The sequence below is a fragment of the Kocuria rosea genome (assembly GCF_023715525.1).
GTDB classification, from domain to species: Bacteria; Actinomycetota; Actinomycetes; order Actinomycetales; family Micrococcaceae; genus Kocuria; species Kocuria rosea_A.
Window position 1 is genome coordinate 1 of the sequence record NZ_JAMBOG010000022.1, and the last position, 24686, is coordinate 24686.

Consider the following 24686-nt stretch of genomic DNA (forward strand, 5'->3'; position numbering starts at 1 on the left):
ACGTCGCCACCCCCCGCCCCTGACCCCACCCCACCCACCCCCGATGTAGTCAGACTTCGTGCGGAGGATGATACTTCCAGGAGGGGTGAGCCGGTTGCCGGCGCTGACAGCTGCACACCTCGGCTGTCGGCGCCGCAATCGGTTCGCAGGCCGACTGGTGCAGTTCGCAGTACAGGGAAGCGCGGGCAGGACGCGCGGCCGTGGTAGACGGAAAGAACAGGACCGCTCTCTCGCAGGCGCGGGGCACGTGGTGACCTCCGCTCACCGGGTGCGGACCCGGTGCTGTTTCATTTCACAATATGGTATTTCGACCTCATATATTCCCGGGAAGGGATCATGATGAGCAATGAAAACATTCAAGCAAGTCCGGGGTCGGATCCCCAAGCGCCGGCTTGTCCGGTGGATGATCTGACGGAGCTGCACCACGCCGAGGCGGAGGAGGCCCAGATCCTCGGTGCGCTCAAGGAGGGTGTGCAGGAGCGGCGAGGTTCCCTGCGCGGGGGGTTCGAGGGTCTGGACAAGGTGATCCTGGGGGTCACCGGGGTGCTGGTGGTGGCCTTCGTGGCGTGGGGCTTCATCGCCACCGACAACCTGTCCACGGTCTCGACCGCGGCCCTGGGGTGGGTGCTGGAGAACACCGGGTGGATCTTCGTGCTGCTGTCGTCCCTGTTCGTGGTCTACGTCCTGTGGCTGGCCCTGGGACGCTACGGCACCATCCCGCTGGGCAAGGACGGAGAGCGCCCGGAATTCCGCACGGTGTCGTGGATCTCCATGATGTTCGCCTGCGGGATGGGCATCGGCCTGATGTTCTACGGGGTGGCCGAGCCGCTCTACCACTACATCTCCCCGCCTCCGGCCACGGTGGACGCGTCCACGGCCGAGGCGATCGAGACGGCCATGGCCACCTCGCTGTTCCACTGGACCCTGCACCCGTGGGCGATGTACGCGGTGCTGGGCATCGCCATCGCCTACGGCACGTTCCGGCTGGGCCGCAAGAACCTGCTCTCCGAGGCGTTCGTCTCCCTGTTCGGCCGCCGGGCCGTCGACGGGATCGGGGGGAAGATCATCAACATCCTGGCGATCTTCGCCACGCTGTTCGGCTCGGCGGCCTCCCTGGGCCTGGGGGCTCTGCAGATCGGCAGCGGGCTGCAGTTCAACGGTGTGGTGGGTCAGGTCGCCACCCCGCTGCTCGTGCTGATCATCGCGGTGCTCACCTTCTGCTTCGTGGCCTCGGCGGTGTCCGGGATCGAGCGCGGCATCCAGTTCCTGGCCAACACCAACATGGTGCTGGCCGTGCTCATGGCGGTCGTGATCTTCGTGGTGGGCCCGACCCTGTTCATCCTCAACCTCATTCCCAACGCGATCGGCTCCTACTTCCAGCAGCTGCCCGAGATGGCCGCGCGCACCGAGGCGGTGGGGGACGAGTCCATGCGGGAGTGGCTGTCCGGGTGGACGATCTTCTACTGGGCCTGGTGGATCTCCTGGACCCCGTTCGTGGGCATGTTCATCGCCCGCATCTCCCGGGGCCGCACCATCCGCCAGTTCGTCACCGGGGTGCTGCTGGTGCCCTCGCTGGTGTCCCTGCTGTGGTTCGCCGTCTTCGGCGGCAGCGCCATCCACATCCAGCGCACCGCCGAGGCCACCCCTGACACCGGCGACGGGATCGCCACGCTGGTGGACGGGGTGCCCACCATCTCCTTCGACGCGGCGATCTACGACATGTTCACCGGCCTGGGCGCCCCGCAGGCGCTGACCGTGGGGCTGGCGGTGCTGGCCATGGTGCTCACCGCGATCTTCTTCGTCACCGGCGCCGATTCGGCCTCCATCGTCATGGGCTCGCTCAGTTCCCGCGGCACCCTGGAGCCGTCCAAGCCCGTGGTGATCTTCTGGGGCGTGCTCATGGGCGCAGTCGCGGCCGTGATGCTGCTGGCCGGCGGGGACACTCCCGCCGAGGCCCTCGGCGGGCTGCAGCGGCTGACCATCGTGGCCGCCCTGCCGTTCATCCTGGTGATGTTCGTGCTGTGCTTCGCCCTCACCCGGGACCTGCGGCGGGATCCGATGTGGCTGCGCCAGCGCCTGTCCGACTCGGTGATGCGCCGCACCATCCGCACCGCCGTGGACGACTACGGGCACCAGAAGTTCACCCTCGTCACCCGGGAGAGCGCCGAACCGCTCACCGGAATGTTCCAGGCCATCGACGCCACCGCGGCCGGACAACCCATCTACCCGCCCGGCAACGGAAACGGCCGCCGGCGGAAGAAGGACCGTGAGCGTCTCGGAACGGGAATCGACAAAGAGCCGGTTCCCTAGGAGTGAGGCTTTGTAGCCGCGGGGCACGATCCTTCCGCGGCCAGGAAGGGTGGAGCAGCCCTCAGCGGACATGAGGTCTTCGGCTCGACGTGTGGAACTTCTGCTTCCCACATCGAGCCGAAGACCTCTTTGTCGCCTCGTCGCGGGAGCGGCCGCGGCATCCGCGTGGGGCGTCCGGTGGCCGCTGGAGCGTCGAACGTGCCGGGAACCCGCGAGTCCTCCGATGGGGAAGGAGCAGCACCGCCCTCCACGGCAGGCACCGACGTCCCGCGTCGGTTCGGCGGGGGCGGGTCAGTAGGGTTGCTGGTCGGGGTCGATCTGGTCGATCCAGGCGAGGATCCCGCCCTGCAGGTGGGTGACGTCGCGGTGGCCGTGGCCGGTGAGCAGCCGCAGGGCGGTCTCGGAGCGGGTTCCGGCCTTGCAGTGCACCACGGTGGGCCGGGCCGGGTCCAGCCCGGCCAGCCCCGCCCCGGACTCCAGCTCGCCCAGCGGGACCAGCCGCGCCCCGGGGATCGCCGCCAGCCGGGCCTCGTAGGGCTCGCGCACGTCGAGCAGCTCGAAGTCGGCCTCCCCCCGGCCCCGGGCGGCCAGCATCGCGGCCAGCTGCCGGGCCGTGACCGTGGGCGCGTCCCCGGCGGAAGCACCCGCCGCCGCACCCGCCGCCGCACCCGGCACCGCGCCGGTGGGCCCGTCCTCGCCGGCGTGGGCGCCGGGGTGGGCGGGGACCGTCGGGCGCCCGGGGGTGGGGGCCAGCGGGATCTCCCACCACCGCGCCGAGAGGGCGTCGTAGGTGGCGACCCGCCCGAGCATGGTGGTGCCGATCCCGGTGATCAGCTTGATCGCCTCCACGGCCATGGCCGTGCCCACGATCCCGGGCAGCACCCCCAGCACCCCGGCCTCCGCGCAGCTGGGCACCGCTCCCGGGGCCGGGGCCACCGGGTAGAGATCGCGGTAGGTGGGCCCGTGCGCGGCCCAGAACACCGAGTACTGCCCGTCGAAGCGCAGGATCGAGCCCCACACGTGCGGGATCCCGGCCAGCGCGCACGCATCCGAGACCAGGTAGCGGGTGGCGAAGTTGTCGGTGCCGTCGAGGACCAGGTCGTAACCGGCCAGCACCGCGGCAGCGGTGGCGGCCGTGAGCCGGTGGGGGTGCTCGACCACGCCCACCAGCGGGTTGAGGTCCCCGATCCGTTCCGCGGCCGAGGCCGTCTTGGCCGCCCCCACGGTGGTGTGCCCGTGCGCCACCTGGCGCTGGAGGTTGGAGACCTCCACCACGTCGTCGTCGACGATCCCGAGGGTCCCGACCCCGGCGGCGGCCAGGTAGAGCAGTGCTGGGGAGCCCAGCCCGCCGGCGCCCACGCACAGCACCCGGGCGTTCTTCAGCCGGCGCTGGCCCACCTCCCCGATCTCGGGCACGCTCAGGTGGCGGGCGTAGCGGCGCAGCTCCGCGTCGGTGAGTCCCGGGCCCGGCTCCACCAGCGCAGGCAACCCCCCCGAGGACGGGGCGAGGGGGTGCGGGGCGAGGGGGTGCGGGTCCACGGTGCTCAGGCGTCCAGCCCGACCCACTCGGTGGAGCCGTCGGTGAAGCGCTGCTCCTTCCAGATCGGGACCTCGGTCTTGATCCGGTCCACCAGCGCCGCGCAGGCGGCGAAGGCGAGCCGGCGGTGGGCGGCGGCCACGGCCGCCTCCAGGGCCGAGTCCCCGATCTGCAGGTGCCCCACCCGGTGGGCGGCCCAGATCCGCACCCCGGGGAACTGCTCGGCCACCGCCTGGGCCACCGCCTGGATCACCTCCCCGGCGCTGGGATGGCAGGTGTAGTCCAGGCTGGTGACACCGCGCCCGCCGTCGTGGTCGCGGATCACCCCGCTGAAGGAGACCACCGCCCCGGTGCGCGCCTCCTGCACCGCCGCCACCGCCCGGGCATGATCCAGCGGCTCACCCGTGACGAACGCGCCCACCACCACCGTCTCAGCCTCAACAGGCCCGGAAATGCTCATCGATCGGTCTCCTGCAGTGTCGTGGTCCCGCGGTGGGGGAGCGGCCGTGCTCGGTCGCCCTGCTACCAGTCTTCCGCATCTCGCGCCGACATGCTCGGTGTCCTTTGCACACTGACCCCTTCGGGCATGTCGAGCACCGCGCGGGCTGCCGGCCTGCGGCGGGGACCCCGGCAGCCGGGCGGGTCGCGAGCAGGTGTCGAATCGGCACCTCGAGGTCGGTGACGACGCGATTCGCCGGTGGATCGGTGCTGGAGCCCTTGCCGCGCGGTCCGCTCGGCCGCGCGGTCGGACGACCCCGTCCCCCTCCGGTTCATCGCAGCCGTGGGGAGTGGCCTCGGCGCCGTGAATTCCACCCGTAAGAAACCACAGCCTGTTCCTACGCCTGACCTGTCCCGATAGGGTGAGCGCGGGCGGTGTCGATGACGGGTCGCCCGGTCTGGTGATCAGGTGCCGGTGACGGAGCCTGACCCGAGTCACTTCACTCTGGGGGCAAGCATGACTGATTCACAGCAGGATCCGAGCCAGCCGGAAGGCCCGGCCGACGGTGGCGCGTCCGGCGCCCCGGGCGTCCACGACGGCGGTGCCGACGGGGGCGCGGAAGGTCCGGCGGACGGCGGCGCGTCCGGCACTCCGGGCGTCCACGACGGCGGTGCCGACGGGGGAGCCGACGGCGGTGCCGACGGGGGAGCCGACGGGGGAGCCGGAGCACGAGGCAGCTGAGGTTGAGCACCACTCGGACTGATCCCCAGGACCCCGGCGCCCCGGGAGGCGCCGGGGTCCTGGAGACCCGCCTGATCGACATCGGGCGGGAGCAGTTCGCCGGCAACGTCTGGGGGCGCACCGCGTTGCTCACCCGCTGTGCCGGCGACTTCTCCGACCTGTTCTCCGCCGCGGCCGTCGACGAACTGCTCTCGTGCCGTGGCCTGCGCACACCTTTCCTGCGCGTCGCCAAGGACGGCTCCACCTTTCCCGACTCCTCGTTCACCTCCTCCGCAGGCGTCGGCGCCACCATCGCCGACCAGCTCGACGACACCGCGCTGTGGCGGAGTTTCGCCGACGGCGCCACCCTCGTCCTGCAGGCGCTGCACCGCACGTGGGAACCGGTCTCGGCCTTCACGACCCGGCTGAGCACCGAACTCGGGCATCCGGTGCAGGCCAACGCCTACATCACCCCGCCCCAGAACCGCGGATTCGGCGATCACTACGACGTCCACGACGTCTTCGTCCTGCAGATAGCAGGCACCAAGCGCTGGATCATCCACGAGCCCGTCCACCCGGACCCGCTGCGTGATCACCCCTGGACCGATCGCCGCTCCGCCGTGGCCGAGGCCGCGAAAGGCGGGGCCTACATCGACAGCGTGCTCGAACCCGGTGATGTCCTCTACCTGCCGCGTGGCTGGCTGCATGCCGCCCAGGCGCAGGGCGAGGTCTCCATCCACCTCACCCTCGGGGTCCACAACTGGACCCGCTACGCCCTGGCCGAACAGCTCGTCCAGGCCGCCCTTGCCGCGCTGCGCGAGGATCCCGAGATGCGCAGAACCTTGCCCCTGGGCCTCGACGGTCCGAGCGGGGAGATCGACGCCATCCGCGAGCGCGTCACCGCCGCCGTCGCCGAGGCCGATTCCACCGCCCTGTTCCACCGCACCCGGCGAGGACAGGGACGTGCGGCGCCGCTGGGACCGCTGGCCCAGCTCGAAGCCGTCGAGAACCTGGGCCCCGGGTCCCCGGTGCGGCTGCGTGGCGCGCTGGAAGCACGGCTGGAGGGCTCACGCCTGACCACGCGCGTGGGCTGGCTCGACTTCCCGGAGGCCGATCTGCCCGCTGTCGCGCGTCTGCTCGACGGTGCGGTCCACACCGCGGACGCTCTTGGCGTCGACCTCACGAGAAGACTGTTGCGGGCGGGGGTCCTCGTTCCCGCCGGACAGTGACGTCGCCGCGATGACCGCCACGGACCGCTTCCTCTGCGCCGACGGCGCCCGCACGCGCGGCGACCCGATGGCAGGAACCGCGCCGCGCGGCGTCGCCTGGGTCCTCGTCGAGTACCGAGGCCGGTGGCCGATCAACGGTTTCGACGGCCTCGAGCTCGAGCCGGAGACCAAAGCCCGCGTGTTCTCCGCCGCGCAGGCAGCGCAGGCGCGCGTGCTCCTGGTCAGGCGGCACGGCCGCCGCAGTCGCGAGGGCCCCAGCCGCTGGGCCGTGCTGCACCGGGACAACTCCGGTGCCTGTCGTCAGCACTGGGGAACGTGGCACCGCGACGAGGAGCTGGCGCAGGTCGCCACAGCCCTCGGTGTTCCGGGCGTGCTCGGCCGTCCCCCCGTCCTCCTAGTCTGCACCCACGGTCAGCACGACCCCTGCTGCTCCGTGCGCGGACGGCCTGTGGGACGGGCACTGAGCGAGCGCTGGCCGGACCTGGTGTGGGAATGCACGCACGTCGGGGGTGACCGGTTCGCCGCCAACGTCGTCGTCGCCCCCGACGGCGTCTACTACGGCGGTCTCGATGCCACGTCCTCCGTCGCCACGATCGAGGAGCACCTCGCGGGCCGCATCCACGCCGAGCACCTGCGCGGATACACGGATCTCTCCCCGCCGCAGCAGGCCGCTGTCACGGCCGCGCTCAGACGCTTCGGTCCGGCCGCCCGCAACGACTACACGGTCGCCGAGAGCTTCCGGCACGGCGACCACTGGCGGATCCGCATCACCGGCAGGCCGCCTCACCCGGCGCGTGTCGACGTCGAACTGCAGGCCCACCGCGCCCCGCCGGCTCGGCTGACCTGCCGCGGGCCGGCGATGGGCTCGGCCACGGTCTACGAGCTCACGTCGATCCGCAGGGTCTGAAGGCCGGGCGGACCGGAGGCGCCGTCGTGGGCAGATCGGCCACCGACGGGTCGACCGTATCGGGGATCTCCGACCGGATCGGGCGACGCACCGCGTCCTTCCTCGGGTGCACCTGCCCGATCCCGGCCCCTCCGCCCTGGTCGCCGACCTGGACGACACCCACCCGCCGGTGGCCCATGAGCACTTGGGCCCGGCGCTGCCCATCGTGAAGTACACCGACGTGAAGGGGGCCATCTCCATGGCCAACGGTCCCGGGGTGGGCCCGGGCGCCTCCGTGTGGACGGCTGATCCCGCCAGGGCCCGCGAGGTCGCCGCCCGCGTCCACGCCGGCACCCTGTGGATCGACGAGCACGGCAACGCCGGCCCGCGCATCCCCTTCGGCGGGGCCAGGCGCTCCGGCTACGGCCCGGAGGGCCGCAAGCACCTCGGCATCCCCCCAGGTCGTCCACGGCTGACGCGGCGCCCCGCACGGACACGTGTGGCGCCGGTGGCCTGCGTCCGGGGAGGGCCACCGGCGTCACGTTCGTCGTCTGTGCTGACGCCGTCGGCTCCAGGACTGTGTGCTCAAGGCGCTTCTCCTGGGTCGAGGGAGCGCGCGCGCAGGTGCGAGGGCGTCGTGCCGTAGGCGGCCTTGAACACCCGTGAGAAGTGCGCTGCGTCGGTGAAGCCCCATCGGGCCGCTATCCGCGCGACCGGCACCCCGGCACTCACGGGGTCCTCCAGCGCCCTGCGGCACCGCTCCAGACGGCGGGTGCGGATCCAGGTCGAGACCGTGGTCCCCTCGTCGTGGAAGACCTGGTGCAGGCGTCGCACCGAGATGTAGTGGGCCCGGGCGATCATCGCCGGGTCCAGCTCCGGGTCCGCGAGGTGGGCCTCGATGAAGTCGTGCACGCTGGCGCGCAACCGGTCCTTCCCGTCGGCCGACGATGCCGCCTGCTCGTCGAGTGCGTGGTTGAAGGACGTGGTGAGCAGATCCAGGGCGGAGTTGCCCATCCGCTGGCCGGTCATCCCCGTGAGTTCGCCCAGGTGCTCGGCCATCGAGGCCAGGAAGGAGCCCACCATCCGGTGGACGGGATCCTCCGGCCCGGTCCGGCGAGCCCGCAGCTGGGCCACCGCGTTGGGCGGCAGGTCCAGGACGGCGTGGTCGAACATCAGCACCAGCAGGCGGGACTCCTCGGGGAACTCCAGCCGGTAGGGCGCCGAGGTGTCGTAGAGGGCCATGTCCCCGGGCTGGAGCACAGCGCACCGGCCGGCCTGCTCGACGATCCCGCGCCCCTCCAGCTGCACCCCGACCTTGAACCGGCCCGCCCCGGGATCCCCGGGGGCCACCGGAGCCCGCTCGACGACGTGCGGACCGAAGCGCAGCTGCGTGAGGTGCACCTTCCCGGCCTGCCGGGTCACCATGGCGCCCCGGAACGTGCGGGGGGACGTCGTCGTGCAGGTCAGCGGCACGAAGGAGCGGCAGGAGAGCCTCGTCCAGTCCCGGATCGACTCGACCAGGGTCGGGACCGAGGAAGCGTGGGCACCAGCGCCCGATGTCGACCCCATGAGATGCCTTTCCCGTTCCGCTGTGGGCGTGCCCGGCGTGTTCGCCGTCACAGTCGAGACCGCATCCTAGCGCAGGAAGCCGGGAATCCGCGCTCGGGAGCCCGCGGACCGGTGGCGCAGCCGAGCCGATGCGAGACCCGCCGCCACCAGCTCGAGGGCGATCGGCAGGACCATGGTGCCGTGGTCCGCCCCGCCGGTGGAGGCGGCCACGGCACCCGGTGCGGTACCGCCCTCTGCGTGGTGCGCATGCTGGGTCCCTCCCTGCCCGCCTGCCATGAGCGGGAGCATCAGGACATGGACCACGGCCATGGCCACCGCCATGCCCAGGGCCATGCGCACCGGCCCGTGCGCCTCCCGCCGGCGCACCAGATCCACCAGGCAGACGGTGCACGCCAGGGACATGGCGGCCATGACCAGCGACCAGCCGGCACCGTGGCCGCCGCCGACGGCCATCCATCCGTGGGCTGCGACGGAGGCGGCCACACAGGCGACGAGGAGGACGTGCACCGGCCGGGTCGAGGTGCGCGCGTCGGACGCGCCGACGAGAAGGCGCGGGGCCGGGGCGGGCCGGACGGCCTCAGCGGCGGACATCGCCGGTTCCTGCGCTGGAGGAGGCGGCTGCAGGAACCACCTCGGCGGTGCCTCCGGTGCCGACCCGGGCGAACACGTCGGGGCGACGACGCCGCAGGTGCTCTCCCCACACCACCCCGGCCGCCCCGGTGGCCAGGACGATCGCGGGCATGACCACCGCCAGCGGGCTGGGACCCTCGGCGCCGATGAGGACGTCGAAGTTCACCAGGATCAGCACGAACACGGCCCCCAGACCCGCCGCAGACAGTCCAGGGGCGATCCAGCGCACCCAGACGGAGTGACCCCCGGGGTCGCGGCGGAAGTGGCCCATGACGGCCAGCGAGGTGACGGCCAGCAGGAAGACCAGCCCGAAGGCGCCCGCGTTGGTGAGCCAGGTGAACAGGGTCAGCACCGGGAAGAGCGGGCCCAGTTCCGAGCCTTCTCCGGTGACCGCGAAGACGACCACGAGCACCACGGCGAGGCCGCTCTGGGTCAGGGACCCGGCCACCGGGGCGTGGTTGGCCCGCCCCACCGCCCCCAGCCACCGCGGCAGCACGGCCTCGCGGCCCAGGGAGAAGAAGTACCGGGCCACCGCGTTGTGGAAGGCGATGAGCGCGGCCAGCAGGCTGGTGACGAACAGGACCTGGGCGATGTCGGTGAGCAGCACCCCGCCGTGGGTAGTGAGGAAGACGAACACCAGGTCGGGCCCGTTCTCCCGGGCGGCCGCCACGATCGAGGAGGGACCGATGCCCACGGCCAGCGCCCAGGCCGACCCGGCGTAGAACACCGCGATGATGCCCACGGCGGTGAAGGTGGCCCGCGGCACGGAGCGAGCGGGGTCCCTGACCTCCTCGCTGTAGATCGCCCCGGACTCGAAGCCCATGAACGCCGCGATGCCGAAGGCCAGCACCGCCCCGATGCCGGGGGCGAAGAACTCCCCCGGCATCAGCGGGGCGGCACTGATGCCCTCCGGGGCCACCGCCAGGGAGACGACGTCGACGACGATCACCACGAGGAACTCCAGGGCCACGAGCACGGCGATCACCTTCGCGGAAAGGTCCACCCGGCTGATCCCGAGCAGGCCCACGACCACGAGCCCGGCCAGGGCCGAGGCCCACCACGGCACCGCCAGGCCCAGCCTGGCCTCCAGCAGGGAGGACAGGGCGAAGCCGAAGATGCCGTAGAGGCCGATCTGCATGGCGTTGTAGCTGACCAGCGCCAGCCACGAGGCGCCGATGCCCTGGCGGGGGCCCAGGCCGTCGGCGATGTAGGCGTAGAACGCCCCGGCGTTGGTGATCCGCGCGGACATCGCCCCGTAGCCCACGGCGAACAGTCCCAGCAGCAGCCCGAGCCCGACGTAGGCCAGGGGCACCCCCAGCAGGCCGGTGACGGCGTAGGTGGAGGTCACCCCGCCGGCCAGCACGGTCAGCGGAGCCGAGGCGGCGATGATGAGGAAGACCAGGGACGGCACGGTCAGCGTCCGGCGGTCCAGCCCCCCGCTCTGGGCGAGATGGCCGGAGGCCGTGGAGTTCCCGGGCGCGGGCGGGTTGTCGGACGGGGTGGCGTTCGCGCTCATGGGTCAGTCCTTGCAGTCGCAGGCGGGGGCTGCGGAGCGGGGCGAGGGGCTCGGGGCATGGCCGTGGGGGTGGTCGCCGGTGCCGGTGATGGCGTGCACCCTCTCGACGGCGGGGGCGGGGTCGGCGCGGCCCACCTCGGTGCCGCAGCACCGACCGCCGGCGGTGGACCAGTCGGGCAGGTCCAGGGCGGGGTTGCGGTCGAGGAAGCCGTAGGGCTTGAACCAGAACCCGTAGTAGTCCACGGGCATGACCGGCCAGTCCTCGGTGCGCGGGACGTGGGTGGGGCCGAAGGTGTGCCACAGCACCACGTCGGTGCCGGCGAGTTCGCGGTCCTGCTTCACCCACTCGCCGATGCCGCCGCCGGCGTGCTGGTTGGGGAAGTCCCCGGCCGGGAAGCGCTCGGCCGCATCGAACGCGGTGACCCACAGGTGGTGGGTGGCGAACTCGGCCCGCTTGCGCACCGAGGAGCCCTCCGCGGCCAGCAGCCGCGGCCCCGGCATGGGGATCAGGTGGTAGGCGGTGGGCTCCCCGACGTGGTTGCGCCGGTGGGGGTTGGTGACGAACCACTTGCGCCCGGTCTCGGTGTTCGCGTCGCGCACGCCCTCGGACTCGCGGGTGAGGTCGGTGCGCGACCAGGTGAAGGCGTTGCCGTACGGGTTGTCCTCGCCCATGGGCAGGGCCACCAGGTTCTCCTCCTGCACGGAGTTGGCCATCCCGTCGACGGCGACGTCGAGGCGGGCGCAGAAGATGTGCTGGTGGACGGGGGCCTGGATGCCCGGGGCGATCTCGGCGGCGTGGCGGCCGGGTTGCCCGGGCACACACGCTCCGGCGAAGACGATCCCGGTGGCCTTGGCCTCCACCTGGATGGAGCCGTCGAGGTAGAAGTACCAGAAGAACCCGTACTCGTAGTTGCCGATCGTGGCGAAGTAGGAGATGACCAGCCGCCGGGAGCGGCGCACCTGGGGGGCCTCGCCGGGCTCGGTGTGCTTCCAGAGGATGCCGTAGTCCTCCTCGTGCATGCACACCGCGTGCGGGATCTCCATCGGGTGGCCCTCGTCGTCGGCCACGAAGGCGTCGAAGTACTGGATCACGCCCAGGCAGTCGCAGCCCAGCTTCAGCGAGTTGGCGTTCTTGCCCAGCAGGTACTCCCCGGCGTCGAAGTAGCTGATCCAGAACCGGGTGCTCGTGGTGTCCCCGTAGGGCACCACCATCTCGGGCACGGAGCCGCGGTAGAGCACGGAGCGGTCCTCGGGCTCCTCCCCGGAGTCGTCGCGGAAGGTGACCTGGTTGATGACCAGGCCCTCCTGGGCGTTGAAGCCGATGCGCAGCTTCCAGTTCTCCCAGCTCACGTGCGTGCCCTCGACCTGGAAGGACGGGCCCTCGGGCTGGACGATGTCCAGGGGCTTGAGCGTGGTGCGGGCGGGGCCGACGTGCTCGGGGGTGTAGTTGGCGTCGGCCATCGGGACCGGCACCTCGCCCTCGTCCTCGAGGCGGATCACCACCCCGGCCGTGAGGTCGACATGGGCGATCAGGCCCTCGACCGGGTGGCCCCAGGGGTTGTCGCCCTCGAAGCGGCGGTGGAAGGTCAGGGAGCGGATCACGCGCCTGCCCGTCTCGTCCTCCCGGGGGAAGAACCCCGGGGCCAGCGGGGAGACGAACGTGTGGGTCGTGTCCTCGATCCCGCGGCGGGCCATGGCGGCCTGCCAGCGCGGGTCCGCCTTGACGATCGCCGCGGCCCGGTCGTACTCCTCGAACAGGTACTGGGCCTGGCCGTAGGGGTGCTCCCCGGTGGCCAGGGTCTCGATCGAGCGCACCTGCCCGGCCGTCACCGACACGACCGCCCGGCGCGTCTCGCCCGTGTCGGTGTCCAGCAGGGTGACGTCCACGGACCGGTCGAAGTCGTCCGCGCCGTCGGCGTGGGACAGGACCACGGACTTCGGCGGCTCCACGGGCAGGACCCGCGGGAACCGGGTGGCCGGCCCCACGTGTCCGGCGTCGGCGAGGATGCGGCGGGCGGCCGAGATCTCCGCAGGAGTCAGCAGGTCCAGGGGATGGCCCACCCCCAGTGCGGAGGGGCGGACGGGGTGGGTGGTTTCGCTCATGGACGCTCTCCAGGTGTGACGAAGGAGGCCGGGGATCCGGCCGCAACGGGGATTGCTGTCCATGGTGACCCAGGCAACACCACCTGTCGTGCGTCCGCTGGACTTCGTTCACTGGATGGCGGTCGACGTGCACGGAGAATCAAATGGCGAAGACCGGCGCTTCGCCCGGCCGATCGACACCAGGCCCGTGCGGGAGGTCGAACGAGCACGCTCCACTTCCAGGGGGCTGCTCGGAACTTCCAGGGGGCTGCTCGGACACGGGCCGGCGCACGGCGTGCACAGAACCGCACGGGGGACTGGGGTGGCTGTCGCAGGCAGCCGTCCTGATGCGTCTGGGCGGAGCCCCGTCCCACCTGTCTCCCGGGGTGCCGCGGGCTGGCCGCGGCGGACGGCGAGAGGTGCTGGAGCAGGGCCGTGACCCCGACAGGCCGATGAACGGCCCGGCCGCACGGCGGCGTTCGGGCCTCCGGCGGCGCCGGTGCGTTCCACCGGCGCCGATGTCCTGGGTGGAGGACCGGGCCCACGAGGGCCTCGACCGCGCCGTCGGCGATGTCGGGTCGATGCGGAACGACGAGGTCGGGGACGGTGCCCTCCGCCGGCGCCCCGACGAGGTCGGGCGCCGGCGTCCGGGCGGCGCCGGTCCGGGCCCGGGTCGATCGCAGGACCCCGTTGGCCGGCTCGTCCTCGGGCCGGGTGCGCGGGACGTCCGACGACGTGCTGACCCGCTGCGGTCCCAACCGTCCCTGGCCCGAGGCGGGCGACGAGCCGCTGGCGGGCGGTCCAGGAGCGCACCGCGGACCGGCTGGTCCCGCGGTGGTGGGCGAGCTGGCCGAGGAGCGCACCCGGCTCAACGGCGGCCCGGAGCCGCGGCAGCAGCACGACGACCACGTGGCGGTTCCGGATGACCGGGCGATGATCGCCACCCCCGGCGGGGATGGCCGAGAGGACCGGCCTGCGGGCCGGGACGGACGGCTACCCGCTGGTCCGGCGGGCCGGTGACCTGGGTGCAGAAGCACGGCAGGGACGTGCGGCCGCGGGCGGCGGCAGGACTCCTTCGAGGGCAACGGCCGCCACGTCCTCACCAGCTTCCGCCACCGGCCGTTCGCGTGGCGCAGCGACGACACGGCGCACGAGACCGTGAGGAGCGTGGACCACGGAGACGTTCCCGTCTCACCCAGCACGCCGGGTGAGCCCACCCGCCGCGAGCGCCTGGAGGGGAGGACGGCCGGGTACCGGGCCGGGCGCGGCCCGCGGTGAGCCGGTCGCGGCACCCTACGGCCCGTCGAAGCGGGGGAACCGGTCCCCCGGATCACCCGCGGCCTCGGCCTGTCCCGGGCGCTCCTCGGCCGGCGCGTGAGCGAACCCCCATGCCCTCGCCGGAGAACCGGGTCGGTGGTCACGTCGACCGCCGGCCGTGGGCGGAACCTGTCAGCCGGCGCCCACCTGGCATCAAGGTGGGTCTGCGACGGTGGTGCCGCTGGGGGGCGGTGCGCGCATCGCCCCCCTTCCCATGCCGCCCCCGATGCAGGAGTCGCCCGTGCCGCCGTCCCGCTCGACCTCTCGTGTGCCCCTGTCCCCGCCGACCGACCGTGCGTCGATCCCGGCCAACATGGTCCGAGGAGCGCTGATCGGGGTCGTCGAGACCGTGCCCGGGGTCAGCGGGGGCACCATGGCGCTGGTGACGGGCATCTACGACGAGCTGATCAACTCCGCCGGCCGCCTGGTCTCCGCCGCCAAGCAGCTGGTGCTGGGTCCCCACCGCCTCGCCGGGGCCGGGGACTACCTGGCGGCGGTGCAGTGGCGGATCATCGTTCCGGTCGCCGTGGGCATGGTGGTGGCCCTGCTGGGCGTGGCCGGGCCCGTGAGTGTCCTGGTGGACGCCCACCCCGTCACGACGCGGGCGGCGTTCTTCGGCATGGTGGCGGCCTCCCTGGCCGTGCCCCTGCGTCTGGCGGGCGGGCCGGTGCGCATGCGCGACGGGGCCGTCGTGGCCGCCGCCGCCGTCGCGGCGTTCGCGCTCGTGTCCCTGCCGCCCGTCGTGGTGGACCCGCACCCGGTCCTCATCGTGGCGGCGGCGACGGCCGCCGTCTGCGCACTGTTGCTGCCCGGGCTCTCGGGCTCCTTCCTGCTGCTGGCGATCGGGCTGTACCAGCCCACCCTGCAGGCGGTCGCCGACCGGGACCTCGCCTACCTCGGCCTGTTCCTCACCGGCTGCCTGCTGGGTCTCGCCGCGATCGTGAAGGTCCTGCAGTGGGTGCTGGCCCACCACCACCGGACCACCATGGTCGTGGTCACCGGGCTGATGCTCGGGGCCATGAGGTCCCTGTGGCCTTGGCAGCTGGCCGACCGCACACCGGTGGCCCCCGACGGGGACTGGCTGGTCCCAGCGCTGGTGGGCGCTGCCGGGTTCTGCGCCGTCGTGGCCGTGCTGGGCCTCGACGCCCGCACCCGGGCGCGCACCGGCCAGGGGGTGCCCGAGGAAATCGCCGGTGTGGAGCACCCCGGCCCGGGGCGCAGGCCGTGACGCGCGCCGACGCCGTGGCCTCCTGTGCCGCGTGGCCGCGCTGGGTCCGGCTGTCCGTGACCTTCGGCATGGTCCTGGTCCTGCTGACGGTGGTGACGGTCCCGGCGATGCTGGGCCGGTTCGCCCGTCTGGTCGACACCATCGACACGGTGGACCTGGACCGCGGAGCCGGCACGGCATCGGCCGGCGCCGTGCGGGGTGGCGGGACCAATCTCCTGCTCGTCGGCTCCGACGCCCGCGACGGGGACCCGGCCCTGGGCGACCGGGCCGACTCCATGGTGCTGGCCCACCTGAGCGAGGACCGGTCCCGCATCGACGCCGTGCAGATCCCCCGGGACACCATGATGGACCTCCCCGCCTGCACGGACGACCTCAGCGACGTCTTCGCCGGGCAGCACGGCATGCTCAACGCAGCCCTGGGGGACGGGGCGGGGTGTCTGGTCAAGGCCGTCGAGGCGCTGAGCGGGGCGAGGGTCGACCACTTCCTCGAGCTGCGCTTCGCCGGGTTCGCCCGTATCGTCGACGCCCTGGACGGGGTGCCGGTCGACCTGCCCGAGGCGATGGTCGACCCCAAGGCCGACCTCGACCTGCCGGCCGGGGAGCAGGTCCTCGACGGGGCCCAGGCCCTGGCCTGGGCCCGGACCCGGTACGGCATCGGCGACGGCAGCGACATCGGACGCATGGGCAATCAGCAGACGGTGATGTACACCGTCGTGGACCGGATCAAGGAACGGAGACTGGCCACCCGTCCGAAGCGTGCCTACACGTTCCTGGAGGCGGTGACCTCCTCGGTCCGGGCCGACCCCGACCTGGCCGACGTGCGCACCCTGGCCCGGCTCGGCGCCGGCATCGCACGGGTCCCGCGGGAGAGCATCAGCATCGACCTCATGCCCTGGGAACCCGATCCCGACGATCCCAACCGGGTGGTGCCCGCCGCCGAGGCCGAGGGGATCTTCGCCGCGCTGGCCGGCGACGAACCCCTCGGCGCCGCCCCCCGCACCACCGTCGCCGAGCCCGGCCACGGGCTGTGAGCTCACGTCGAGCCGCTTCCCCGCCTCCTCGTCCGGGTCACCGCGCCGCACCGTGCCACGGCACTGCTGGGGCGCGCGGAGGGGACGAACGACCGGGAGCCGAGCAGCCACGCCGGCTGCCTCGGGCCCGTGCCACCTGCGGCGGCCACCCTCCGGCCGCACACGTCCCGGCGCGTGCCGGTGACGCCGTGCCCGGCCCGGACCGGGCACCTCGCTCCCTCGCTCCCCCGGTCCGGGCAGGTGCTCGCCGGCCTCCCCTCCCGTGTGGTCCGAGCGGGTCGTGCCGGTGGCGTCGTCAGCGGAGGTCGAACCGGTCGAGCTCCATCACCTTGACCCACGCGGCGACGAAGTCGCGCACGAACTTCTCCTGGGCGTCGTCGCCGGCGTAGACCTCGGAGATCGCCCGCAGCTGGGAGTGCGAGCCGAAGACCAGGTCGGCCGCGGTGGCCGTCCACCTCAGTTCGTCCGTGGCGAGGTCGCGGATCTCGAAGACGTCCTCCGACGACCCGGAGGTCCTCCATTCCGTGCCGGACGCGAGGAGGTTGACGAAGAAGTCGTTGGTCAGGGTCCCGGTGCGGTCGGTGAGGACCCCGTGCTGCGACGTCCCGACGTTCGTGCCCAGGGCTCGCATGCCGCCGACCAGGACCGTCATCTCCGGGGCGGTGAGGTTGAGCATGTAGGCGCGGTCGAGCAGGAGCATCTCGGGGGAGAGCTTCGCCCCGGAGCCCAGGTAGTTGCGGAAGCCGTCGGCCTGGGGCTCGAGCACGGCGAAGGAGTCGGTGTCGGTCTGCTCCTGCGTGGCGTCCGTGCGCCCGGGCCGGAACGGGACCTCGACCTGGTGACCGGCGTTCCGCGCGGCCTCTTCGACGGCGGCGCAGCCGCCGAGGACGATGAGGTCGGCCAGCGAGACCTTCTTGCCGCCGGACCGGGCGCCGTTGAAGTCCTGCTGGACCTGCTCGAGGACGGGCAGCACCTCGGCCAGCCGGGCCGGTTCGTTGACCTCCCAGCTGCGCTGCGGCTCGAGGCGGATCCGGGCGCCGTTGGCCCCGCCCCGGTTGTCGGTGCCCCGGAAGCTGGACGCGGCGGCCCAGGCGGTGGAGGCGAGCTGGGACACGCTCAGGCCCGAGCCGAGGAGAGCGGCCTTCAGCGCGACCACGTCGTCGTCGTCGACCAGCTCGTGGTCCACCGGCGGGACGGGGTCCTGCCACAGCTGCGGCTCCGGGACCCACGGGCCCAGGTAGCGGGAGACGGGGCCCATGTCGCGGTGGAGCAGCTTGTACCAGGCCTTGGCGAACGCCTCGGCGAACTCGTCGGGGTTCTCGTGGAAGCGCCGCGAGATCTTCTCGTACACCGGGTCGGCCCGCAGCGCGAGGTCGGTCGTCAGCATTGTCGGCCGGTGCTTCTTCGCCGAGTCGTAGGCGTCCGGAACGGTCTCAGCGGCGTCCTTGGCGACCCACTGGTGCGCCCCGGCGGGACTCTCGGTCAGCTCCCACTCGTGGCCGAAGAGGTTCCCGAAGAAACCGTTGCCCCACCGGGTCGGGGTGCTGGTCCAGGTGACCTCCAGCCCGCTGGTGATCGTGTCCGGGCCCTTGCCGGTGCCGTAGGTGCTCCTCCAGCCGAGCCCCTGCGCCGCCACCGGACAGGCCTCGGGCTCGGGGCCCACGTGGTCGGCGGGCCCCGCGCCGTGGGTCTTGCCGAAGGTGTGCCCTCCGGCGATCAGGGCGACCGTCTCCTCGTCGTTCATCGCCATCCGGCGGAAGGTCTCGCGGATGTCACGGGCGGCGGCCACCGGGTCGGGGTTGCCGCCGGGGCCCTCAGGGTTGACGTAGATCAGTCCCATCTGCACCGCGGCCAGCGGGCCCGACAGCTCCCGGTCGCCGGCGTAGCGCTCGTCACCGAGCCAGGTGTCCTCCGGGCCCCAGAACATCTCCTCGGGCTCCCAGACGTCCTGGCGTCCGAAGCCGAACCCGAACGTCCTGAAGCCCATGGACTCGAGCGCGACGTTCCCGGCGAGGACCAGCAGGTCGGCCCAGGACAGTTTCCGGCCGTACTTCTGCTTGACCGGCCACAGCAGGCGCCGGGCCTTGTCGAGATTGGCGTTGTCCGGCCAGCTGTTGAGCGGGGCGAACCGCTGGGCGCCCTCCCCGGCGCCACCACGGCCGTCGGCGATCCGGTAGGTGCCGGCCGAGTGCCAGCTCATCCGGATGAACAGCCCCCCGTAGTGCCCGAAGTCGGCGGGCCACCAGTCCTGCGACGTGGTCATCAGCTCGACGAGGTCGCGCTTGAGCTCCTCGACGTCGAGCGTCCCGAACTCCTTCGCGTAGTCGAAGTCGGCGCCCAGCGGGTCGGTCGTGGCCGAGTGCTTCCTCAGGACCCCCAGGTCCAGCTGGTCGGGCCACCAGTCCTGGACCGTCCTCGGCCGGCGACCGGTCTTGGGGGTGGGGGAGTCGATCGCCGGGTTCTCGCTCTCGCTGCCGTGGGCAGGAGCTTCGGGCGTCGGGCACATGGGATTTCCTTCCAGGAGGGTTGTCCGGGGCGGTGGCCGGTCCCGCATGCGGGGCATGGCTGTCCGGGGACGAGGTCGGCCCCGCCGACAGGGAACCGGTCCGTGGAGCGGCCGTGCTCGCCGTGCGCCACGGGGCGCGAAGCCACACCGGTCGCGCGGTCGGCCTCGACCATGCCCGGCACGGCCTGCGGGCGGGACGGTGGTGGTCACCCCGTGCTCGCGCCCTGCGACGGGCCGGGAGGCCGGTGGGCCGGCTCCGGCCCACCGGGGCCGGAGTGGTCAGCGCCGGCGGGGTGCCGGGCACGGCGGGGTGTGACGGGCCGGGGGGATCACGATGGGCGGGCACTGCGCATCCGATCCGTCCCGGCCGGCGCGGGCACGGCATCCGGTGCCGCCGCCCGAGGCCGGGTGAGCCGCGGGGCGGCACCCAGGAGGAGCTGCTGGCGATCCAGCGGTGCAACCACGCTTCAAAGTCTGGTGCCGGGTCCGGAGGCAGTCAAGAAGCCGCCGGCACCGGCAGTCCCTCACGCAGGACGCCTTCCTCCAGCATCCCCGCCTCCGCACCGCGGGTGGAGCGGCCGTTCCCGCCGGCGGCGGCCGAGCGCACGGAGGCTCTGCCGGCCGAGCGCACGGAAGCGCTCAGGCCGGCCCGGCGCCCAGCTCGATCAGCAAGACCCCGCCCACGATGAGCGCCACCCCGACCGCCGTCACCCAGGTGAACGGCTCGCGGAACAGCAGCCGGCCGGCGAGCGCGGTCAGCGCCACGCCGGTGGCCGACCAGATGCCGTAGGCGACCCCCAGCGACATGCCCTCGGCCAGCGCGAGACTCAGGCAGGTGAAGGCCACCAGGTAGCCGGCGAGCACGGCGGCGTACCAGCGGGGGCGGCCCCGGGCGGCCATCCGCAGGGACAGGGTCCCGGCGACCTCGGTGAGGATCGAGCCGGCGAGGAAGAGCCAGGCCATCATGGTGCCTCCTCCTGCCGCGGGGCGGGACGGTGGGAACCGATCTCCACGCAGAGCACACCGGCCACGACGAGCGCGATCCCGGCCAGCACGGCCGGGCTCAGCCGCTCGCCGAAGACCACGGCCGCCCCCAGGGCGGTGAGCATCACCCCCAGGGCGGCCCACACGCCGTAGGCGACCCCCACGGGCGTGCCGCGGCGCAGCACGGCGGCCAGGAAGGTGAACGCGGCACCGTAGCCGGTGACGACGAGCGCGTACCAGGCGGGCTCGTCCAGCGCCGCCTTCAGCGACAGCGTGGCCGCCACCTCGCTGAGCACTGCGGCGATCAGCAGCAGCCACCGCGCCACGGCTCAGGCCGCCAGCAGGGCGTCGGCCACGGCCCGGACGCGCACCCGCTCGTCCGGGTCGAGAGGGAGGATGCCCGAGGCGTCGGCGAACCACGCGCCGTCGGCGATCAGCCGCACGGTCAGCAGCCGGTCCCGGTCCTCGGCCGGCAGGTCCCCGGGCAGCGCGACCCACGGTGCCACCCGCGCGGCCCAGCGCTCCTTGAGCGTTCCGCGCAGCCGCGGGTCGGTGAGCATCACCAGATCCGTCTCGTCGAACTCCCCGGACAGGCACCAGTCGAGGTAGGCGCGCAGGCGCTCGCGGGCGGGCACCTGCTCCGCCGGGGCGGGCAGGCGGCGGGCCATCTGCTCCTCCCAGCCGTCCATCACCCGGTCGACCAGCGCGAGCATCAGCGCCTCCTTCGTGCGGAAGTGGTACATCACCCCGGGCTTGCTCAGGCCCACGTGCCGTGCGGCCGACTCGAGGGAGATGGTGCCACCGCTTCGGAGCAGCTCGAGGGCGCCGCCCAGGACCCGGTCTCGGGAGGAAGTGCTCATGAAAAATGACTTTACCAACCGGAAGGGTGGTGTCACCATGTTACCCAACACCGGTGCGGCGGCCTCGGCCGTCGCACCGTCTCGCGGGCACGACGACGTGCCCGCCCCGACCGTTCCGCGCAGGGCCGCGGAACGGTCGGACTCCAACCCGGACCACCACTCCCAGGAGGACTCGTCCCATGACTTCCGTCCTGCAGCAACGCACCTCGGGCGGCGAGGAGCCGCCCGGCAGCGAGGATCCGCCCGGCGCGCGGTCCCGGCCCACCGTGAACCGCACGGTGTTCGCTGGTTCGGGCGCGACCATCGTCCTGTTCTCGCTGTGGGCGATCTTCTCCCCGGAGCAGGCCTCGACCGTGATCAGCGCCGTGGTCGGCTGGATCGCCACCAACATGGGCTGGTTCTACGTCCTGACCGCCACCGTGGTGACGGTCTTCGTGCTCGTCGTGGCGTTCTCCCGCGAGGGCAGGATCAAGATGGGCCCCGACCACTCCAAGCCGCAGTACAACCTGTTCACCTGGACCGCGATGCTCTTCGCGGCCGGCATCGGCATCGACCTGCTGTTCTTCTCCGTGGCGGAGCCGGTCACCCAGTACTACGGCCCGCCCACCGGGGACGGCGAGACGGCCGAGGCCACCCGGATGGCGGTGGTGTGGACCCTGTTCCACTACGGCGTGAGCGGGTGGGCGATGTACGCCATGATGGGCATGGCCTTCGGCTACTTCGCCTACCGCTGGAACATGCCGCTGAGCATCCGCTCGGCCCTCTACCCGCTGATCGGGCGGCGGGTGCACGGGCGGGCCGGGGACGCGGTGGACATCGCCGCGCTGCTGGGCACGATCTTCGGCGTGGCCACCTCCCTGGGCATCGGCGTGGTGCAGCTCAACTACGGCCTCTTCCTGCTGTTCGGGATCGAGGAGGGCGTCGCCGCCCAGATCGGGCTGATCGTCGTGGCCGTGGTGATGGCCACCGCCTCGTGCGTCTCGGGCGTGGACAAGGGCATCCGCCGGCTCTCGGAGCTCAACGTCCTGATGGCCGTGGCGCTCGTCGTCTGGCTGCTCGTGGCCGGCCGGACCTCGTTCCTGCTCGACGCCATGGTGCAGAACCTCGGCGACTACGTGGCCGCGCTGCCCGGGATCACCCTGGACACCTTCGCCTACACGGGCGCCGCGGAGTGGATGGCGGGATGGACGCTGTTCTTCTGGGCCTGGTGGGTCGCGTGGGCGCCGTTCGTCGGACTGTTCCTGGCGCGCATCTCCCGCGGCCGCACCCTGCGCGAGTTCGTGGTCGCCACCCTGACCGTGCCGTTCGTGTTCATCCTCATCCTGGTCTCGGTCTTCGGCAACAGCGCCCTGGCGATCGTCACGGGCGGCGACGACGCCTTCGGCCAGGTCGCCATGAACACCCCCGAGCGGGCCTTCTACTCCCTGCTCGACCAGTACCCGGGTGCCCCGCTGCTCATCGCGCTCGCGTCACTGGCCGGGCTGCTGTTCTACGTCACCAGCGCCGACTCGGGAGCGCTGGTGATGTCCACCTTCACCTCGACCATCCAGGACCCCACCCAGGACGGGCCCAAGTGGCTGCGGGTGTTCTGGGCCGCCGCCACGGGGCTGCTGACCCTGGCCATGCTGCTGGTCGGCGGGGTGGCCACCCTGCAGGCCGCCACGCTGATCATCGGCCTGCCCTTCTCGGTCGTGATGTACCTCGTGATGATCGGGTTCTGGAAGGCGCTGCGCGCCGAGCGCTCCCAGCGCGAGGGGCTCAGCTCCACGCGCCGCTCCGCGGCGGCCTCGCGCATCCCCGGTCCGGACAGCCACTGGCGCCGCAGGCTCTCCCGGATCGGCTCGTTCCCCGGCCCGAGGGCGGTGCGCCGCTACGAGGACCAGGTGCTGCTCCCCGCCCTGACGGAGGTCGTCGAGGAGTTCAAGGCCCAGGGCCGCGACGCCGAGCTCACCAGCTCGGTGGTCGGCTACCAGGGGCTCTCCGAGCACACGCTCAGCGTGCGCATGGGCGAGGACCGGGACTTCTGCTACCAGGTCTATCCGGTGGCCACCCCGGTGCCCGCATTCGGCGGGCACCGGACCAACCCCGACTCGGACCTCTACTACCGCCTCGAGGTCTTCAACGAGACCGGCTCCCAGGGCACCGACGTCATGGACTGGAGCCACGAGCAGGTCATCAACGACGTCCTCGACAGCTGGGAGGCGCACCTGGCCTTCCTGAGCATCCACGCCGGCCCGTCCAAGATCCAGGACGGCGCACAGGGCCACCCCGACTGGTCCACCGACATCCACGACGTGCCGACGGGGCAGATCCCCGCGGTCAAGGAGGTTAAACCGTGAGCACCACTTTGTTCATCGACGGTCAGTGGCAGGCAGCCGCCCAGGGCGGCACCCGCACCATCGTCTGTCCCGCCGACGGCACCGAGGTCGGCGTCGTCGCCGAGGCCACCGCGGAGGACACCGAGCGCGCGATCGCCGCGGCCCGCCGCGCCTTCGACGACGGCCGCTGGTCCTCGGTGCCGGCCGCCCAGCGCGGCGACCTGCTCCTGAGGGTCGCCGAGCGCCTGCGCGAGCGCAAGGACGAGTTCGCCCGCGCCGAGTCCCTCGACACCGGCAAGCGCCTGGTCGAGTCCGAGATCGACATGGACGACATCACCGCCTGCTTCGCCTACTTCGGCAAGATCGCCGCCGAGCAGACCGGGCGCATCGTGGACGCCGGGAACCCGGACGTCGTCTCGAAGGTCGTCACCGAGCCGGTGGGCGTGTGCGGCCTGATCACGCCGTGGAACTACCCCCTGCTGCAGGCCGTGTGGAAGATCGCCCCGGCCCTGGCCGCGGGCAACACGTTCGTGCTCAAGCCCGCCGAGCTCACCCCGCACACCGCGATCCTCATGATGGAGGTGCTCCAGGAGGTCGGCCTGCCGGACGGCGTGGCCAACCTCGTGCTCGGCGCCGGTGCGCAGGCCGGTGCCCCGCTGTCCTCCTCCCCGGACGTGGACCTCGTCTCCTTCACCGGCGGCGTGCTCACGGGAAGGGCGATCGCCGCCGCGGCCGCGCCGACCGTCAAGAAGATCGCCCTGGAGCTCGGCGGGAAGAACCCCAACATCGTCTTCGCCGACGCGGACTTCGACGCCGCGGTGGACAACGCCCTCAACGCCGCGTTCGTGCACTCCGGCCAGGTCTGCTCGGCCGGGGCCCGGCTGGTGGTCGAGGAGTCCGTCGCCGAGCGCTTCGTCGACGAGCTGGTCCGGCGGGCCGAGGGCATCCGCCTCGGCGGGCCCTTCGACGAGCAGGCCGAGACCGGGGCGCTGATCTCCGCCGCTCAGCGCGAGAAGGTCCACGCCTACGTCGAGTGCGCCCGGGAGCAGGGCGCCCGCATCCGCACCGGCGGCGCCTACGCCACCGGGGCCTCCGCCGACGGGTCGCTGGACCTGGCGCAGGGCTTCTTCTACCCGCCCACCGTCATCGACCGCTGCACCCGCGAGATGGACTGCGTCCACGACGAGGCCTTCGGCCCGACCGTGACCGTCGAGACCTTCACCACGGAGGACGAGGCCGTCGAGATCGGCAACGACACCTACTACGGCCTGGCCGGGGCCGTGTGGACGGCCGACGCCGGCAAGGCCCACCGCGTGGCGTCCCGGCTCCGGGCCGGGACGGTGTGGATCAACGACTACCACCCCTACCTGCCCCAGGCCGAGTGGGGCGGGATGAAGCAGTCCGGCATCGGCCGCGAGCTCGGCCCCACCGGACTGGGCGAGTACCAGGAGCTCAAGCACGTCTACCAGAACACCGCACCCGCCGTCACCGGCTGGTTCTCCCAGCACTGAAGCCGCACCCGAT

19 protein-coding genes are annotated in these 24686 nt (G+C 72.5%); 8 read left to right on the forward strand and 11 right to left on the reverse strand.

Features of this window, described 5'->3' with window-relative positions; genetic code table 11:
* Positions 1-339 precede the first annotated feature (339 nt).
* Positions 340-2310, forward strand: a complete 1971-nt coding sequence (locus M3185_RS13815) for a BCCT family transporter (RefSeq protein WP_251334297.1) — start codon at positions 340-342, stop codon at positions 2308-2310.
* 291 nt (positions 2311-2601) lie between these two features.
* Here M3185_RS13815 and moeB read toward each other — a convergent pair whose 3' ends face one another.
* The 3 genes from moeB to M3185_RS13830 form a co-directional block, all read right to left on the reverse strand.
* Positions 2602-3849 (reverse strand): molybdopterin-synthase adenylyltransferase MoeB, encoded by a 1248-nt coding sequence (gene moeB / locus M3185_RS13820; RefSeq protein ID WP_374238519.1) that lies wholly within the window; start codon positions 3847-3849, stop codon positions 2602-2604.
* A 5-nt stretch (positions 3850-3854) separates the two neighbouring features.
* Positions 3855-4307, reverse strand: a complete 453-nt coding sequence (locus M3185_RS13825; protein ID WP_251334259.1) for a molybdenum cofactor biosynthesis protein MoaE — start codon at positions 4305-4307, stop codon at positions 3855-3857.
* A gap of 504 nt (positions 4308-4811) precedes the next feature.
* Positions 4812-4949, reverse strand: a complete 138-nt coding sequence (locus M3185_RS13830) for a hypothetical protein (protein WP_251334260.1) — start codon at positions 4947-4949, stop codon at positions 4812-4814.
* Positions 4950-5029: 80 nt separating this feature from the next.
* Here M3185_RS13830 and M3185_RS13835 point away from each other — a divergent pair, with 80 nt between their 5' ends.
* The 3 genes from M3185_RS13835 (at position 5030) to M3185_RS13845 (ending at position 7767) form a co-directional block, all read left to right on the forward strand.
* Positions 5030-6235 carry a cupin domain-containing protein gene (locus tag M3185_RS13835; RefSeq protein WP_251334261.1) on the forward strand — a complete coding sequence of 402 codons (1206 nt, stop codon included), beginning with the start codon at positions 5030-5032 and terminating at the stop codon, positions 6233-6235.
* A 10-nt stretch (positions 6236-6245) separates the two neighbouring features.
* Positions 6246-7142, forward strand: a complete 897-nt coding sequence (locus M3185_RS13840; RefSeq protein ID WP_251334262.1) for a sucrase ferredoxin — start codon at positions 6246-6248, stop codon at positions 7140-7142.
* 106 nt (positions 7143-7248) lie between these two features.
* Entirely contained in the window at positions 7249-7767 is a 519-nt protein-coding gene (locus tag M3185_RS13845; RefSeq protein ID WP_308222214.1) for an aldehyde dehydrogenase family protein, read from the forward strand.
* Here the strand turns inward: M3185_RS13845 and M3185_RS13850 are convergent.
* The 4 genes from M3185_RS13850 to M3185_RS13865 all read right to left on the reverse strand — a co-directional run bounded on the left by M3185_RS13850 (position 7707) and on the right by M3185_RS13865 (position 12939).
* Positions 7707-8690: an AraC-like ligand-binding domain-containing protein gene (locus tag M3185_RS13850; RefSeq protein WP_251334263.1), complete on the reverse strand. Its 984-nt coding sequence runs from the start codon at positions 8688-8690 to the stop codon at positions 7707-7709. The two genes, M3185_RS13845 and M3185_RS13850, sit on opposite strands and share 61 nt — an antisense overlap.
* A gap of 66 nt (positions 8691-8756) precedes the next feature.
* A complete protein-coding gene (locus M3185_RS13855) occupies positions 8757-9281 on the reverse strand; it encodes a hypothetical protein (RefSeq protein ID WP_251334264.1) in 525 nt (174 codons plus the stop codon).
* Entirely contained in the window at positions 9268-10836 is a 1569-nt protein-coding gene (locus tag M3185_RS13860; RefSeq protein ID WP_251334265.1) for an APC family permease, read from the reverse strand. Before M3185_RS13860 ends, M3185_RS13855 begins: the two co-directional genes overlap by 14 nt.
* 3 nt (positions 10837-10839) lie before the next feature.
* Positions 10840-12939: a primary-amine oxidase gene (locus M3185_RS13865; RefSeq protein ID WP_251334266.1), complete on the reverse strand. Its 2100-nt coding sequence runs from the start codon at positions 12937-12939 to the stop codon at positions 10840-10842.
* 1537 nt (positions 12940-14476) lie between these two features.
* Between M3185_RS13865 and M3185_RS13870 the strand changes: the two genes are divergently transcribed.
* Complete coding sequence (locus tag M3185_RS13870; RefSeq protein WP_251334267.1) at positions 14477-15463, forward strand: DUF368 domain-containing protein; 987 nt, start codon at positions 14477-14479, stop codon at positions 15461-15463.
* Positions 15460-16494, forward strand: a complete 1035-nt coding sequence (locus tag M3185_RS13875; protein WP_251334268.1) for an LCP family protein — start codon at positions 15460-15462, stop codon at positions 16492-16494. The genes M3185_RS13870 and M3185_RS13875 overlap by 4 nt, the downstream gene beginning before the upstream one ends.
* Before the next feature lie 295 nt (positions 16495-16789).
* Here the strand turns inward: M3185_RS13875 and katG are convergent, their stop codons facing one another.
* The 4 genes from katG to M3185_RS13895 all read right to left on the reverse strand — a co-directional run bounded on the left by katG (position 16790) and on the right by M3185_RS13895 (position 20844).
* Positions 16790-19000, reverse strand: coding sequence for a catalase/peroxidase HPI (katG, locus tag M3185_RS13880; protein ID WP_251334269.1), 2211 nt, complete (start codon positions 18998-19000; stop codon positions 16790-16792).
* A 639-nt stretch (positions 19001-19639) separates the two neighbouring features.
* Complete coding sequence (locus M3185_RS13885; RefSeq protein ID WP_251334300.1) at positions 19640-19963, reverse strand: DMT family transporter; 324 nt, start codon at positions 19961-19963, stop codon at positions 19640-19642.
* Positions 19963-20310 carry a DMT family transporter gene (locus M3185_RS13890; RefSeq protein ID WP_251334270.1) on the reverse strand — a complete coding sequence of 116 codons (348 nt, stop codon included), beginning with the start codon at positions 20308-20310 and terminating at the stop codon, positions 19963-19965. The genes M3185_RS13885 and M3185_RS13890 overlap by 1 nt, the downstream gene beginning before the upstream one ends.
* Positions 20311-20313: 3 nt before the next feature.
* Positions 20314-20844, reverse strand: a complete 531-nt coding sequence (locus tag M3185_RS13895) for a TetR/AcrR family transcriptional regulator (protein WP_251334271.1) — start codon at positions 20842-20844, stop codon at positions 20314-20316.
* A gap of 179 nt (positions 20845-21023) precedes the next feature.
* Between M3185_RS13895 and betT the strand changes: the two genes are divergently transcribed.
* Positions 21024-23183 (forward strand): choline BCCT transporter BetT, encoded by a 2160-nt coding sequence (gene betT, locus M3185_RS13900; protein ID WP_251334272.1) that lies wholly within the window; start codon positions 21024-21026, stop codon positions 23181-23183.
* Positions 23180-24673, forward strand: coding sequence for an aldehyde dehydrogenase family protein (locus tag M3185_RS13905; RefSeq protein WP_251334273.1), 1494 nt, complete (start codon positions 23180-23182; stop codon positions 24671-24673). The genes betT and M3185_RS13905 overlap by 4 nt, the downstream gene beginning before the upstream one ends.
* The last annotated feature ends 13 nt before the right edge of the window (positions 24674-24686 follow it).